We start from the raw sequence: 15,238 nt of genomic DNA on the forward strand, positions 1-15,238 counted from the left end.
GAAAACGCTTGGGTGACTTATCCGTCACGGTCATGATATAGCTGCACAGATCTTTCGCCTTTGTTATGACGGATAATTCGCTCTTCGCTATAAGACATCCTCCTTTTCCTTCGATCTTTTGAACACAAAAACCGCCGAACCTGACAGGGTATAGTAACCCCGTCAAGTCCGACGGTTATCCATCACGAATATAGTATTCAGTTTCAAGCGCCTCGCAAGACGCAAAAAGGGCGCAGTTAGCCCATGCTCTGCTCTGCTCTGCTCTGCTCTGCTCTGCTCTGCTCTAAGGAACGTAGTTCTATTCCGCATTACTGTCAAGTATCGATGCTTCAATGCTCTTCCTCATTTTAGAATGTTGATAAATACCATATCTTGATTATATAGAATTATCTCTAAAATGAGTGTTAAAAAACAAAAAAAAAACTATTAAGCAACGCTTTATCAAAAAGTACATAAGATAACAGGAAGCATTCATTATACCCATCGAAGTACAATAGATGGAATTCAAGCCAATTCAGCTGATGAACTACTCAAAAAATTGATGTCTGATCAATGACAAAAGGCATCTTTACTGAACAATCATTCAAAGCAAGCACCTCAAATTTTTGTTATAATATAGTTATATAGATATGGAGGTACTGCATTATGACTAATGAACAAGCATGGGATTATGCAATAGGAATGATAAAAGTCGATGATCTGGAACCAACAGATGACTTTAAAGAGTATATTGAAAAAGAGAAAAATGGCGAAGTAACCATGGAGGATGCTAAAAAATTTCTGGATAAGAAATATCTCAATTTATAAAGAAGAGGATGTTTTAGGCGGACAGTCGATTGAGTATTCAGATCCTTTTGATATTGTTAACGATGTACATCATGTATTATCTGATATGCGGGAAAAACCATGGAAAAGCATGGATAATGATACCGTTACTATTGAGTTTTGTGATTCATTAGCCAAACTATGGAAGATTCATCCCTTTAGGGAGGGTAACACAAGGACAACCGTTACCTTCTGTTGTCAGTTTATTGATGATCAGGGACATATTATTAATAGAAAGCTTTTTGAAGATAATGCAAGATATGTAAGAACAGCTCTTGTTGCTTACAATGCCTACTTTTCTGATGGAAGTAATTTCTCAAAAAAGGAATATCTGGAAAGAATAGTGAGAGACTCACTCAGTTGATTTTTTTATTTCTTCCAAATTATCTTTATTGCGAAATAACGACAATATATTTACCAAACCTCCGCAAAGCATTTTATCTTGCGGAGGTTTAGTTTCGTGATTGATACAATTTCACTGGTTTTGAATTCGCATCCAATAACGGTCTTTGCTTTTAGTTTCGAAATATCCATCAAGATATATCAAAACTCCAAGATATGTAACCTGAAATAAGATTAGCAGTGCCACAAGGTTGATGCTCATGATACTGTGGATACCTTCACCGAAGACTATGACAGCACCTGTGGATAGCCTCATCTTTTATATCCCCAAGTTCTTCCAGTCCAACAGTTCTTCTGAAAAAAGCGCTCTTTAGAACATTCTTACATTCATTTATAGTGATCCTTATGATCCAAGCCTTTTCATCCTGGTGACTGGCAAATTCTTTTCCTGCGGTTATGTACTTCAGAAATACCGTCTGACATATATCCTGCGCCTCACTCCTACTTTTCACGTACCCCGAACTGATTCGCAAGATCATGTCTGCATAGTTGTCGACTATCCGCCTTGCTTCCATTTCCTCCATGTAATGCTGTCTCACTTTCTGATTTCCTTTTAGAAGGCCTTCTATCTATAAAACAATTCATGATGTCAAAACCTGACACTTATAATAAAAATACTAGGAATTTTCATTATAAAGGCCTATGTAGCTCCCATATTGTATTATTTCGCCTTTATCATCACCCATATATGGATAGAATAGAGGCATTGAAATAAATAATATTAAATGATACTATTTAACTAAACATACGCAAATCATATAGTTATGCGGAGGTTTAGGATGATTTATACTTACGAAGACAGTGTAAAACTATTCGGAACAAAATACTATCTAAAAAAAGCCGTTAAGGACGGGCAAATATATCAGCAGGAAAAGGGTATCTACTCTGATAAAAAGTATGTTCCTGCACTAGCCATCATTGCTCAAAAGTATCCTAATGCTGTTTTTACAATGAATAGTGCATTTTATTATTATAATCTAACAGACAGAATCCCAGAGAAATACTATCTTGCTACAGACAGAAATGCTGCGAAAATTCCTGATAAACGGGTTGTACAGATTTTTGAAAGAAGCGACTTATTGCAGCTGGGCGTTGTTTCTATGGATCGAGAAGGCTGCAGCATAAATATCTATTCAAAAGAAAGATTATTGGTTGAGCTGATACGCCATAAAAGCAAAGTTCCCTTCGATTTATATAAGGAAGTACTTCTAAATTTCCGGGATATTATCTATGATATGGATATTCAGGCAGTCCAGGAATATGCGTATGAAGTACCTAAATCTTCTATGATTTTACAAACATTACAACTGGAGGTTTTATGATTGATATAGACTTAATGATCAAGAAAGAAATAGAGAATGGCTATGGAGATGCTAACGCTCAGGCGAAAGTTTGTCAGGACCTTATTCTTAAAGCTATAGCAAAAAGTTCACTTAATAGGAACGTCACCATAAAGGGTGGCGTTGTTATGCGCGGAAAGACTGGAAATGTCAGAAGAGCAACACAGGATTTGGATCTTGACTTTATCAGATATTCTCTTAGCGATGCCTCTATAGATGCCTTTATTTCAAAGCTAAATTGCCTAGAAGGTCTGACTTTAAAAAGGGTAGGCGAAATAAAAGAATTAAAACAACAGGACTATCACGGAAAAAGGGTATTTGTACAGATCACTGATTCCAAGGGGTTCACAATTGAAAACAAAATGGATTTGGGCGTACATAACAAGCTTGATATTGAACAGGAAGAGTTCTGCTTTGACATAGCTTATGATGATGAAGGTGCCAGTCTATTGGTTAATTCAAACGAACAGATGATAGCAGAAAAGCTAAAATCTCTTTTGAAATTTGGAACGCTTTCCTCACGTTACAAAGATATTTTTGATATTTATTATCTGAGCCAGCATATTAACAAGGATACTATGCGGAAGTGTTTTAAGACCTACATCTTTGACGATCCTAATATGCGTGAAAAAGACCTTAATGGAGTATTAAGAAGATTGAGCCTCATTTTTAAAGATAAGCTTTATGTCAGCCACCTTAATGCAACAGACATAAACTGGCTTGAAGAAGATATAGACGTTGTTATCTCTGGAATTATTTCATTTATCAAGAAAGCGTAAAGACTTACCTAAACATCCGCAAACCAACACGTTTTGCGGATGTTTAGGTCACTTATCCCTTGGTTCATCGTTTCTGCAACTTTTCCCAATAGCGCTCCCTGTTTTGAGTTTCAAAATATCCATCAAGGTATATTAGAACACCAAGATATGTTGCCTGTATAATGATTAACAGTGCCACAAGATTGACCCTCATGAAACTGTGTATGCCTTCTCCGAAAACTATGACAGCACCTATGGATACCAACAGCACCTTAAGAGACAGGCTGCACCATCGTTCTCTGTAGTACTGGACAATTCTCCAAATGCCGTAACAGATGCCAACAGCTAAAGCGGTGTAGAAGAAAACGCTTGTAATTCTGAGTAGCCATGCCATTCCGGTGGAATAGGCATATCGCTGTTCGATTCCCTCAATATACCTGGAATAGTATGGAATTTCCAACCAGTAAGCATAGTCATTTATTCCATTCCAAGCCCATACGAAGGGCAACGTTAGTGCATCCAGCACGTCATTTAGAAATGCAGGATTGGCGATAAGACAGCAGAAGAGAGTAGAAGCGAGGGATCTCCAGGCTATCTTTTCTTTCTTTTTTGCCATCTTAACTCTGATATCAGCAGTTCGAATTGCAGCACTTTTTTCATTGACTGCCTCAGCTACTTTGGAATCAGCAGCATCCCTGTAATCCGCAATGTCCTTCTTGGCTTTAAGCTCGGCAGCCGCCTGGGCTGCCTGAGCTTTTTTAACAGCATCAGCATTTGACATGTTGACAAGTCTTTTGGTATCAGCGAGAAGGCTCTGAGTGTCTGCGAGATCTGCGACTAATTTCTGCTGTTCTTTCCTGCTCATGAGCCCTGCGCTGTTCCTCAAGTCGTCGTTCTCTTTCACGATTTCTAGATTCTGCTTCTGCGTGTACAATAACTCCTCGCTGGTTTTTGCTACTGTCGATGTCAGCTTCAACTTTTCTGATGAGAGAGTCTGTATCTGATTCTCCTTTAATGCTATCGTCTCGTCCTTCTGCCGAATCACTACTTTCTGCTTCCGTATTACCTCCGCCTGAGCCTCCACCAGAGATTCCAGCGATAGCTGATTCGACTTCTGCATAGTATCGCTCGAAGTATTCTGCTTCGGGATCTTCGGTGCTGTCTCTGCGTTCTGTGGCTTCTGTGTTTCCAAGCCTGAGTTCATTCTGTCTTTCAAATTCAATTGCTAAATCCTCCTTGTTCACACGGAGACCTGAAAAGGTCTTTTCAATCATGCTGTCACGGACCTTATCTCCGTTTTCATTTTCAAATACTATATGTTTGCGTTTGTCCTCCCACTTCACAGACCAGCCTTTCTCTGCCATTCCGGAAATGAATTCCTCTTTGCTGGCTGACTTTGGGATTACTTCCATAAGGGCAATTCCGCAGTCTGCCAAAAAGCTCTTTTTTGAGTCATTAGTAAGAAGCTTGTAAGTATTTTTGTTCCATGTGATGATCTCGCCTGACTCGATAGGAGTACCATCAAAGTGATGTCCTTTCTCAGCTACATTCAGTCCTCTTTCACGGCAAAGGTTGTTGGTAAATACCTTCTGCTGTTCCAAGTCTTTTTTAGACTGATGGAGCTTTCTGCCATCAATATAGGAAACGCTGTTGGTTACGATATGACAGTGAAGGTGGTCTCTGTCCTGATGAACTGCAATAAGGCTCTGGTGCCCTGAAAAGAATTCCTCCGTAAAAGCCCTTCCTATTTCAAGAACTTCAGCAGGAGTGACCTGTTCATCTTTGTGAAAACTGATGACGTTATGAGCACACATCCTTCCCGAATCCTTATCCCACAGTTTCTTTTCTTCCAGCCAGGCCCTATACACCGCATCGTAGTTGACTGTAGGTTCAAGATAAGGCCCGATCACATCCAGATATCCTTCCCTGACCTTTTCATCCTTTAGTACGTACTCTATGGTATTTCTCAAGCCCCCGTGGCTTTTAGCGGGCTTACCGACTGCCTTATTAATCGCCATCTGTTATCATCCTCCTTTCGAAATTCCAAAATCATATCAGCAATCTCATCCATTTTTTCTACTGTTGGTAAGAGACCCTGACCATTTGCAACATGTGCCATCTGATTAATGTTGGTGGCTATTCCTCTTAGCTGCCTGTCCTGATCAGCAAAATTCCTGCTGATATCCTTTATTACCTCTAACTCTTTGGCAGAGGTGATGTTTGTGTTACGGATTGCACTTATGATAAATGACTGCTGCGTCAATCCGGATTCTTTTATTTTTTCCTGCAATGCATCATATTCAGTATCATTCATGCGTATGGTGATCGCTTTATTTCTTCTTCGTTTAGCTTTTTCCATATTAAATATGCTCCTCTCTATTTTTACGCTGGTTTCCAAAGGAAGCGGATCCCTTTGGCGGATGCAGAGTTGCTGCGTGCCAGTGGCACGCGTTTAGCAACGACCGAGCCGGAAGGCGTGACCTGCGCCTCTAGACTATTGGACGTAGGGAAAAGAAATTATCCGGGGGATGATTTCTATTTCTGAAGTCCGGTAGTCGACTCCGGTGTGCAGAGGTTGGATAAACCTTTGCTGGGGGTTCCAAGGGGGCGAAGCCCATCTGGCAAGTTTAGGAAGAGCCGAAAGGCCTCTTCCGGTGCAAATGTGGCTTGCCACTTTGCGAAACTTGCCATATTTTTCCATCGCCGATATGGCACTTAAGTGTGGGACGGTGCGGCGGGCGATGGGGAAATATGTGGTCTTGCGATTTGCCCGGGCGAGAGATACCGATGCGAGCTTTTCATTCCTGCAGCAAGCTTCACTAGGCTCGAAAGAACCTCGCCAAGTGAACTTGCATGGCTCGCACTAAGCTCGTAAATACCTCGCTAAGTGCTCTGCTCAAACAAAGAAGGAGCAAACAGTCCAGTGGACTATTTGCCCCTTCGAAGTGGTCAGGTATCGAACGAACCGGGAAGAAATGAAATCGGTGCGAACTGCGCCGGTTTCATTTCTGGTAAATCGCCTTGCTCCCATGAGCAAGAAATGTTTGGCATCAATCTGATGCCATATGAATTTTATAGGTGGCACCAAAGTGATGTCATCTTAAAATTCATCAAGAAAACTTAGGGCATCTTCACTGACAGCCCTATATTCATCTGTGAGTGATGAATCCTTGGAGATTGCTGTTGTAATGTCTCTGGTTTCACAGGCAGGTATTTCTTTGATTTGCCTTATACCTGCTTCCAGTTTATTGGTGACCAGATCAGCAATTCTTTCCGCAATCATATTCCATGAACTGGTTTCAATGCTCTCGGCACTTACTGCCCCCTTACATATGAGCCTGAGTGCAACTGCATTCTTGGAAATATTTTCCTCCTCAGAAATCCTTTGGAGTAATTCCCAGGCTTCTTTATCCTGAGGATTATCCATGCGGAATCTGATGCTTAATCTCTTTTCTGACATACAATCACCTCCGGGAAGAGAGCTTACGCGCCTTTCCTCAGTATGTGCTGTGCGTTGTAGATTTCTTCGTAGCCCTTGGCTGTAGCGCAGATGTCTTCAATGATCTCTACGCTTGAGGTATCATACTTTCCAAAATTTCTGATCAGGCATCCTCCGCCTCCAATGATATGGAGCTTAACAAGCTCCGAATCATACTCGTATTCACTGAGCTTATCGAAGATCATTTCAGTATATTTGACCGCCTCCCTGTGCATGACAGCCTGAATCCTTTCTGACACTTCAGACGTTCCACTTATTAGAAAGTCTTCAATAACGCTCTCATCAGGAATCTTTCCACATTCAGCCTGTACTTCATTCATGATTTTTTTTACACACTCATGAACACCAATCTTATCGGTATATTTTTTGTCAGAGACTGGTCGGCCATTAGTGATGACCAGTGTGTTCATTGTTCCATTTCCGATATCTGCCAGCATGTGGACTCCTTTATAATCCTGGAGCGAAGCTGCTATAGCCGCATAGCCCTGAGGATAGATCGCCACATCGCAGATTCTGATGTGATAATACTGCCCGCAGTATCTGTAACTAACTTCCCTGCTTCTCATCAGGTAATCCCTGAAGGAATCTTTCTGTTTTGACATCCAGTGAAGCGGAAGCCCAACTGCAAGTATCACATCTGCCGATCTTAAGCCTCTGAGTTCCAGTTCTTTTGCAACAGCAGCCAGAGTAAGGATATAGTAGTCATCGTCTGCATTCTTATTGGCTATGAATACCTTGTGACTTTCACCGATAACGTAGTACATACCGTCAAGCTGCAACACATTTGTTGCAATAGCCGGATCCTCACTGTACTTCTTAACTCCACTCTTAAACACTGTATTTCTCGTCTTCATGTTCCCATATCCGTGATCAACTCCGATCACTAACTTTCCATCAATATATATATCTTTCATACCTTTCAATCCTCCATTTTTTCTGAAATTTGTTTTTAGTTACATAAGAGCAGTCTTTCCAACTCTTCATAGTCATACTCATTCTGCTGAAAATTGCAGAAGGCATTCTTTTTGGGCAGGGCTCCCGGCATTGTCGCGGGGCAGTTCAGCCTTTCCCTGCACCAGGCCCTGATGGTATCGTGGTTAAGGCATCCCTTATAACCATGATCCTTGATACGCTGTATCTGATAGTCAACACTTCCTTTGCCAAACTCCTTTATCAGATCTTCATATTCATCATCTGTGAGTGTGTCCTCCTTACTACACACTTCTTTAGTATTAGATTTATAGTTATTAGATATATTATTAATATATTGTGACGGATTCTCCGGCTGCGGTTTTTCCGCATACGGGTTTACCGCATCCGGATTTTCAGGACACGGTGAAGTCTCTGGTTTTCTCGGGAATTCTTTGATCACTTTCCTTGACCGATCAACTGGATCAGTGGAATCGGTGGGCTGTGTTGGCTCAGTAGGCTTTACCGGTGTCTCATGGACCTCAAGAATAGTAGAGTCAAACTTGCCTCCTCCATCCCTGCTCTGTTCTCTTGTGATATACCCTTTATCAATAAGACTGTTCAGGGTTTTAGATACCTTGTCTTTTCCATCCGGAAGTATCTGGCAGAGCCCCTTGATTGTGAGCTGCCAGCTGTCCGGTAATGATAGGAGAGTCAGAAGCATGCCTCGCTCCGTAAGCGATAAGTTTTTGTCTCTCATAATATTCTGAGAAACCAATGTGTAGTTTCCCTGGGTTTTGTTTTTTAATACTGCCATAAACTGCTCCTTTACTTGCATTAAAAAAGAGCTCAAAAAAGCTCTCCATAAACCTTGTGTGAAAGTTTATAGAGAGCTGACAATTCTACCTTTTGTTCTACCAAAAAAGCTCTATTCATCATTTTATTCTGTGTTATATGGTGTTATCATATAATCGTTGGATCGGAAAGTCCTTGAAATAACAGGCTTTGGAACGAAATAATACAGAACGGGAAATCCGTATCTATATTCGGGACGCAGAGGCCGCAGGTTCAAATCCTGTCATTCCGACTAAAGTTTAAGGACTTGAAGAGATTCAAGTCCTTAATTTTTTGCTTTCAGTATTATCCTGCTCTCTTTTGTCCATAAGAAATCCAATAACAGTACCTATTACAACTCCTGAAATCGTTCCCATCCACAGGTTTGACAAAGTTATTCCGATAATAAACCCGGCTATCATTCCAATCATGACATATAAACCTGTCCAGGAAGTCTTCTGCTTTTTCATGGAGTAATAATCATTTCCGTCCTTAAATTCCCGAAGGACATAGCCTGCTTTTTCGAGCCCGCGAACCAGGTTCTCATTCTCATGTCTGCAGACAGTACAGATTTCCTTAACCTTACCGGATTTAAATACAAAGCTGGCTACCGCATAAAATATCTCCGAAATATATCCCGCTTTATATGTATCATCAAATGAGACACTAAAATGGATCTCCCCATGGACATTGGTATTCTCAAAGCGAAGACTGCCTATCTTCTTTTTATCTACGTTTTTTAAACATATATCCCACTCTTCATCCCAGATATTCTCTATGTCTTGTGGCTGTATTATAAAACGCCCTGTATCAAGCGGCAAAACATTCTCTTTCATATATCCATATCCTCGTTTCTATTTATCTATATCCAGCACGATAGTCACCGGACCGTCATTTACCGATTCAACCTTCATATCTGCCCCGAATTCACCTGTTTGCACATTAAAACCTCTGTCTCTGCACTCGGAAACCACAAGCTCATATAAAGGCTCTGAAATCTCCGGTCTTGCAGCGTCCGTAAAGCCAGGTCTTCTTGAACTGCAATCCGCATATAAAGTAAACTGGCTTACTATCAAAAGCTCAGCTCCCGCATCCTTGGGGTTAATATTCATTTTACCATTCTCATCCTCAAAAATCCTGAGTCCACAGATTTTATCGGCAATCTTTTTTGCTTCTTGCTCCGTATCACCCACCTTGACTCCCAGAAGGACCAAAAAGCCCTTTCCTATCTCTGAAACCTTCTTACCATCTATTGTAACCGAAGCCGATAATACCCTTGTTAAAACCGCTCGCATTTTATCCTCCCATTCATAAAGCCTTAAGGCCGTATTAACCTCTATTTTACAGGAAAAACAAAGATTTTTGCAGAAAAAAATACCTTCCCCGATTTTCAGGGAAGGTATCTGTAGTCTGTTAACAGAAAATATTACATCATCTTAAGTACTTCATCTCTCACACCGTCCATACGGGCATCAGAGAGGCCGAAATCCATCTCTTTGTAGCTCCATGCAGCACGACCGATGTTGTACTTGTTAAAGCAGGTTCCAATTGCTGTATACCACTTTAATGCATCCTCGGGAGTAGCTCTCTCTATAACACCGTATTCACCGCAGTAAAGTGCAACATTTCTCTCCTCAGCTACTCTTACAGCCTCCTGCATATACTGCTCGAAGTACTCAATTCCAAGCTTCTTATCAGGATCGTCAACTTTGATTTCCTCAGGTCTGTTTCCAAGCTGAGCAAAAGCATTCTCATCATACTGACGATATGTGGAATCAAAAGCCATACGGAAGTTCGGATCCATAGTCTCAATCCACGGTGCTCCCTGATGTGTGAAGATCAAAGGCTCATAGCAGTGGAAATTGTAGACCACGTTCTCATCATAAGGATCACAGATGTCCTTGAGTGCAACAATACTGTTGTTGTAATAACCTCCAAGAAGAATCTTGATTGTCGGAGCATAAACTCTGATTCTCTTGATACACTCGGTTGAAATGCGATTCCAGGTCTCGCCGTACTCAGGCTTTGTTACCTCATTTAAAAGCTCAAAGGCAAGTCTGTCTTCATACTTTCCAAAACGCTGCGCAAACTGCTCCCAAAGCTTATAGAAACGCTCCTGAAATTTCTCATTTTCAAAGAATCCTGCTTCCTGCTCGCCGCTGTCAAAGCTGTAGCCATAAGTCTTATGAAGATCAAGCACGGTATTAAGACCGTATTTTCCGGTCCAGTCAAGAGCCTTCTGAATATATGCAAAGCCTTCCTCTTTATAAGTTCCGTCCTTCTCCTCAACAAGATCGTAGTCTACAGGAATTCTTATATGATCAAGCCCCCAGCTCTTTATCTTTTCGATATCGCTCTCTGTAATAAAATTGTCGTAACGCTCTTTGGTATGATCGCACTGTGACAGCCATCCACCAAGGTTAATTCCATGTGAAAATCCCGGGAATTGTTTCATTTCATTCTCTCCTTAAATCTTATTCAAAATAGAAATCTACAGGTGACTATTTTATTACTGCATATATCTTATTTTATACTAAAACCATATTATTTTTATCAAAATCATGGCCTTATTATGATAATTTAAGGTCACCCTCGCCAATCCAGCCGATCTTTCTGAAAAATGCTCCGAAAATACATGTAAGAACTGCAGGAAGAATAAAGCAGATAAGCGCAAGTCCAAGCCAGTCAAATCCGGTAATTCCTGCCTTTGCACCTGTAGCAACGTCATTTACCCATCCGGCATAAACACCAATCTGTCCAACAAGTCCGCAGGTTCCCATTCCGGAGGCAACCGCACTTGCGGGATCGTTCATCTGAAGATGGAACACACATGTTGCAATAGGTCCTGTTATTGCACTTGTGAGTATCGGCGCAATCCAAATCTTAGGGTTCTTAACAATGTTTCCCATCTGAAGCATTGATGTTCCGATTCCCTGTGAAATGAGGCCGCCCCACTTATTTTCCTTAAATGACATGAAGGCAAAGCCGATCATCTGTGCACAGCAACCTGCTACGGCAGCTCCTCCCGCAAGACCAGTAAGTCCAAGGGCTGCGCAGATGGCTGCAGAGGAAATAGGTAAAGTAAGAGCAATTCCCACAACCACGGAAACAATGATTCCCATGAGGAACGGCTGCTGCTCCGTAGCCCACATAACCACGCCTCCGACTGAGGAAGCCGCGGTTCCGATAGCAGGTGCAATTAAGGCTGCCAGCCCAACACCCACAAGAATAGTTACTATCGGAGTTACCAGAATATCTACCTTCGTTTCTTTAGATACCGCTTTTCCGAACTCAGCGGCAATTATTGCTATGAAAAGAACAGCAAGCGGGCCACCGGCTCCGGATCCACCCGAAAGTGTTGTACTTCCCAGAGCATTAGCTGCATATCCAACCGTTACAAGTGAAAAAAGTACAAGGGGCGGTGCCTGTAGCGCATAACCAATCGCTACGGCCATAGCTGCTCCGCTCATCGACGAAGCATACTTACCAATCTCGGATAACCACGCAAGTCCGCACTGTGTGCCAATGGTGTTAAGAATTGTTCCAATCAGCAGCGACGCAAACAATCCCTGCGCCATTGCAGACAGTGCCTCGATACCGTATCTCTTTCCGGAGATTACGATATTCTTTCTTTTCAAAAACTCTTTCATTACTCCTCCTTGCCTCCTTATATCAGCCTCTTTAGGCTGTATACGTGAAGGTCTTAAAAAATTATTAGTTTCCGAACACGCCCCCATACGCGTTCATAGATTTATGCTTCAACGACAGCTGTCACGAAGGCTTCAAGCTCCGGTTCATCTGTCACATGAAGTGCACTCTTGATCGTGAGAACAGGCTCTACTATAGTTACATTTTTAAGAGTCTGAAGCTTCTCTGTCATGAGTTTACCTGAAGCAGGTGCCCAGGTTCCGTTTTGCGCAAGTGCGAATATTCTGTTCTGAACTGTAAGCGCCTGGCAGTCTGACAGGAAGTTCTCCATAGGAATATATATTCCGTTATTATATGTAGGGCAAAACAGTACAATCTTGCCGCAGCGCCAAACCTCGGATATCAGCTTTGAAGGATGGGTCTGTGATACGTCATAAACACTGACCTTCTTTCCGCTCTTTTCACGAATCATGGCTGCTGCTCTCTGCGCCGCACTCTCTGTATGTCCGTAGAGACTTCCGTAAATGACAACAATTTCGTCATCCTCGGGAGTATAGGTGCTCCACTTCTGATATTTATCTATAAACCATGCTATATTCTCTCTCCAGATCGGACCATGAAGCGGACAGATATACTTAATGTCGATGGCTGCGGCCTTCTTAAGAACTGCCTGAACCTGCATACCGTATTTGCCAACAATATTAGCATAGTACCTTCTGGCCTCGTCAAGGAATTTCTTCTCGAAATCATATTCATCCGCAAAAATTCCCGCATCTATTGCACCGAAAGTACCAAATGCATCAGCACTAAACAATGCTCCGGTTGCCTTATCATAGGTAAACATTGCTTCCGGCCAGTGCACCATAGGTGCCATTACAAAGGTCAACGTGTGCTTACCAAGCTCAAGGGTATCTCCTTCAGCAACAGTGATTTTACTCTGAGCGCCGAGCTCCGGGAAAAACTGTGACAGGAAAGTGAAAGTTTTAGCATTACCAACCAGCGTTACCTCAGGATACATAGCAACAACAGTAGCTATCTGTGAGCAGTGGTCAGGCTCCATATGATTAATGATCAGATAATCAAGCTTCTTATCACCGAGAACGCCGGCTACATTTTCCAAAAACTGATCGGAGATTGAAATATCGGCTGTATCAAAAAGTGCTGTCTTTTCATCCGCAATCACATAGCTGTTGTAGGATACACCATCCTCAAGAGGGAAGATATTCTCAAACCTCGAGAGTCTTCTGTCGCTTCCTCCAACCCAGTAAGTTTCATCTGTAATCTTTGTGTAGTTGATCATTGTTTCTGCCTCCTTTTACCCTCATCTTTTAAAAACGGACGCCAATACTGTAATTGGCGCCCGTATAAAATCAGTCTATTTCTATCTCTTCGTCCTCTGGATTCTTTGCCTCCGTGGATTCATGATATTCTTTCTCTGTATTAACACTCCAGATGTTGCTCCTGTCGCGTGTGCCTGAAAGAATATTCTTTACAGTTTCAAAAGAAGTGCACATTGAGTGGTCTATATTGTTGTATCTGTGCTGTCCGTTACGTCCAACGCAGAAAAGGTTGTCGATGGTGTTGAGATAATCTACAAGTGTGTCCATCTCATCATAGGTGTCAAAGTAAGCCGGATATGCCTTTTTAACACGCTCTACATGATAATCAAGAACCTCTTTTTCCTCATCGATGAGGTTGATCTTAACCATCTCCTTGATTGCCATCTTGGCAAACTCATCATCTGTCATACTCCACATGGAATCGCCTTCGTTGCAGAAATACTCAAGACCCATCCATACGGTATTATCAATATCCTTAACAAGATAAGGTGACCAGTTGTTGTAGATCTGGAAACGTCCCATAGATACGCTGCGATCATGAACATATACCCAGTTATCCGGAACGATGTTTCCAATTGTTTTGGTGCTTGTCTTATTCTCGAGATTAAGATGCGGAATAAGAACACCCAGTGTCATGTAATCTCTGTAAGGAAGTCCTGCTGCGATTCTTGCAGGATCAGCGGGAACATCATTCATTCCTGCCACGAGATCCTTTATAGGCATGGAGCTTATTATGTAATCACCCTCTATGGTGACATTCTGTCCATCCTTCACATAAGTAACACCTGTGAGATGGTCTCCATCCTTATTAATCTTGGTAACCTTTGCACCTGTAATTATGGTACCGCCCTTTTTCTGAATTTCGGATGCGGTTACGTCCCAGAGCTGTCCGGGACCGAGCTTCGGATAACTGAACTCTTCGATAAGAGATGTCTCAACCTTTCCGCCTGTCTTGCCGCTCTTTTTCTTAAATGCATTGGCAAGAACCGCCATTATGGAGACACCTTTAACGCGCTGAGCTCCCCAGCTGGGATCGATCTCGGAAGGATGTCTGCCCCAGAGGTTAGCTGTGTAGTGCTCAAAGAACATTGAGTAAAGCTTCTTGCCGAAACGATTTACGTAAAAGTCTTCAAGTGAATTCTCTTTGCGCTTAAAGAGCATCGCCTTTATGTATGAAAAGCCTGCTACGATAGTTGTGCCGAGTCCCATGTTCGTGAAAGTCTCAACCTTCAGTGTTATGGGATAATCAAAAAATTTGCCGTTAAAGAAAATACGTGAAATACGATTTCTTCTAAGCATAACCCTATCCTCTGTCTCAGGATCGGGACCGCCCTTTACAACAGTAGACGGACGTTTTAAAACTATATCATCATAGGACGGGCTTCCCTGTCTGGGGAGCATATTATCCCACCATTCATTAACTTCAGGGACCTTAGAGAAAAATCTGTGTCCTCCCATGTCCATACGGTTTCCTTTATACTCAACCGTTCTGGAAATACCGCCGAACTTGTCTGTCTCCTCAAGGACAACAACTTCTATATCGTTGGCTTTTTCCAATAACTCATATGCTGCCGTAAGTCCGGCCGGACCGGCACCTATGATCAATGCTTTCTTCATCTTACTATTTGCTCCACTATCTTATTAATATACGTTCACAATAGTGTAATTTTATCATTTAATAAT

General features: G+C 41.9%; 18 protein-coding genes. 4 read left to right on the forward strand and 14 right to left on the reverse strand.

From position 1 onward, the window contains the following. The first annotated feature begins 645 nt into the window (after positions 1–645). Both G596_RS25210 and G596_RS21740 read left to right on the forward strand, forming a co-directional pair. Positions 646–807: a hypothetical protein gene (locus G596_RS25210; RefSeq protein WP_022761718.1), complete on the forward strand. Its 162-nt coding sequence runs from the start codon at positions 646–648 to the stop codon at positions 805–807. Further along, on the forward strand, positions 767–1,189 hold the full coding sequence (locus G596_RS21740) for a Fic family protein (RefSeq protein WP_022761719.1): 423 nt from the start codon (positions 767–769) through the stop codon (positions 1,187–1,189). The genes G596_RS25210 and G596_RS21740 overlap by 41 nt, the downstream gene beginning before the upstream one ends. A 111-nt stretch (positions 1,190–1,300) precedes the next feature. On the opposite strand, the gene G596_RS26080 is transcribed toward G596_RS21740, so the two are convergent. Then, positions 1,301–1,483 carry a DUF6040 family protein gene (locus tag G596_RS26080; protein WP_442855850.1) on the reverse strand — a complete coding sequence of 61 codons (183 nt, stop codon included), beginning with the start codon at positions 1,481–1,483 and terminating at the stop codon, positions 1,301–1,303. Then, positions 1,446–1,751, reverse strand: coding sequence for an RNA polymerase sigma factor (locus G596_RS21745; protein WP_022761720.1), 306 nt, complete (start codon positions 1,749–1,751; stop codon positions 1,446–1,448). The genes G596_RS26080 and G596_RS21745 overlap by 38 nt, the downstream gene beginning before the upstream one ends. Before the next feature lie 255 nt (positions 1,752–2,006). Here G596_RS21745 and G596_RS0110080 point away from each other — a divergent pair, with 255 nt between their 5' ends. Next, positions 2,007–2,549: a type IV toxin-antitoxin system AbiEi family antitoxin domain-containing protein gene (locus G596_RS0110080; RefSeq protein WP_026671285.1), complete on the forward strand. Its 543-nt coding sequence runs from the start codon at positions 2,007–2,009 to the stop codon at positions 2,547–2,549. Continuing rightward, positions 2,546–3,346 carry a nucleotidyl transferase AbiEii/AbiGii toxin family protein gene (locus G596_RS0110085; protein WP_022761722.1) on the forward strand — a complete coding sequence of 267 codons (801 nt, stop codon included), beginning with the start codon at positions 2,546–2,548 and terminating at the stop codon, positions 3,344–3,346. Before G596_RS0110080 ends, G596_RS0110085 begins: the two co-directional genes overlap by 4 nt. Before the next feature lie 64 nt (positions 3,347–3,410). Here G596_RS0110085 and G596_RS0110090 read toward each other — a convergent pair whose 3' ends face one another. The 12 genes from G596_RS0110090 to G596_RS0110145 all read right to left on the reverse strand — a co-directional run bounded on the left by G596_RS0110090 (position 3,411) and on the right by G596_RS0110145 (position 15,172). Further along, a complete protein-coding gene (locus tag G596_RS0110090; RefSeq protein WP_022761723.1) occupies positions 3,411–4,190 on the reverse strand; it encodes a DUF6040 family protein in 780 nt (259 codons plus the stop codon). Beyond that, positions 4,126–5,343 carry a relaxase/mobilization nuclease domain-containing protein gene (locus G596_RS0110095; protein ID WP_022761724.1) on the reverse strand — a complete coding sequence of 406 codons (1,218 nt, stop codon included), beginning with the start codon at positions 5,341–5,343 and terminating at the stop codon, positions 4,126–4,128. Before G596_RS0110095 ends, G596_RS0110090 begins: the two co-directional genes overlap by 65 nt. Further along, positions 5,292–5,684, reverse strand: coding sequence for a plasmid mobilization protein (locus G596_RS0110100; protein ID WP_022761725.1), 393 nt, complete (start codon positions 5,682–5,684; stop codon positions 5,292–5,294). Before G596_RS0110100 ends, G596_RS0110095 begins: the two co-directional genes overlap by 52 nt. A gap of 741 nt (positions 5,685–6,425) precedes the next feature. Next, positions 6,426–6,785: a hypothetical protein gene (locus G596_RS0110105; protein ID WP_022761726.1), complete on the reverse strand. Its 360-nt coding sequence runs from the start codon at positions 6,783–6,785 to the stop codon at positions 6,426–6,428. A 23-nt stretch (positions 6,786–6,808) separates the two neighbouring features. Beyond that, positions 6,809–7,738: a ParM/StbA family protein gene (locus tag G596_RS0110110; RefSeq protein WP_022761727.1), complete on the reverse strand. Its 930-nt coding sequence runs from the start codon at positions 7,736–7,738 to the stop codon at positions 6,809–6,811. 35 nt (positions 7,739–7,773) lie between these two features. Beyond that, entirely contained in the window at positions 7,774–8,550 is a 777-nt protein-coding gene (locus G596_RS23775; protein ID WP_049944862.1) for a helix-turn-helix domain-containing protein, read from the reverse strand. Positions 8,551–8,845: 295 nt separating this feature from the next. Then, the gene (locus tag G596_RS0110120; protein WP_022761729.1) at positions 8,846–9,403 is read right to left on the reverse strand and encodes a GNAT family N-acetyltransferase; all 558 of its coding nucleotides are present in this window, start codon (positions 9,401–9,403) and stop codon (positions 8,846–8,848) included. Positions 9,404–9,421: 18 nt separating this feature from the next. Beyond that, on the reverse strand, positions 9,422–9,862 hold the full coding sequence (gene dtd, locus G596_RS0110125; RefSeq protein WP_022761730.1) for a D-aminoacyl-tRNA deacylase: 441 nt from the start codon (positions 9,860–9,862) through the stop codon (positions 9,422–9,424). A 131-nt stretch (positions 9,863–9,993) separates the two neighbouring features. After that, positions 9,994–11,022 carry a glycoside hydrolase family 5 protein gene (locus G596_RS0110130; protein ID WP_022761731.1) on the reverse strand — a complete coding sequence of 343 codons (1,029 nt, stop codon included), beginning with the start codon at positions 11,020–11,022 and terminating at the stop codon, positions 9,994–9,996. 115 nt (positions 11,023–11,137) lie between these two features. Further along, entirely contained in the window at positions 11,138–12,217 is a 1,080-nt protein-coding gene (locus G596_RS0110135; RefSeq protein ID WP_022761732.1) for a PTS transporter subunit IIC, read from the reverse strand. Positions 12,218–12,318: 101 nt separating this feature from the next. Continuing rightward, positions 12,319–13,515, reverse strand: coding sequence for an FprA family A-type flavoprotein (locus G596_RS0110140; protein WP_022761733.1), 1,197 nt, complete (start codon positions 13,513–13,515; stop codon positions 12,319–12,321). A 70-nt stretch (positions 13,516–13,585) separates the two neighbouring features. Continuing rightward, positions 13,586–15,172 (reverse strand): NAD(P)/FAD-dependent oxidoreductase, encoded by a 1,587-nt coding sequence (locus tag G596_RS0110145; RefSeq protein WP_022761734.1) that lies wholly within the window; start codon positions 15,170–15,172, stop codon positions 13,586–13,588. Positions 15,173–15,238: the final 66 nt, after the last annotated feature.

This window comes from Butyrivibrio sp. AD3002 (assembly GCF_000420905.1).
In the GTDB taxonomy this organism is placed as follows: Bacteria; Bacillota; Clostridia; order Lachnospirales; family Lachnospiraceae; genus Butyrivibrio.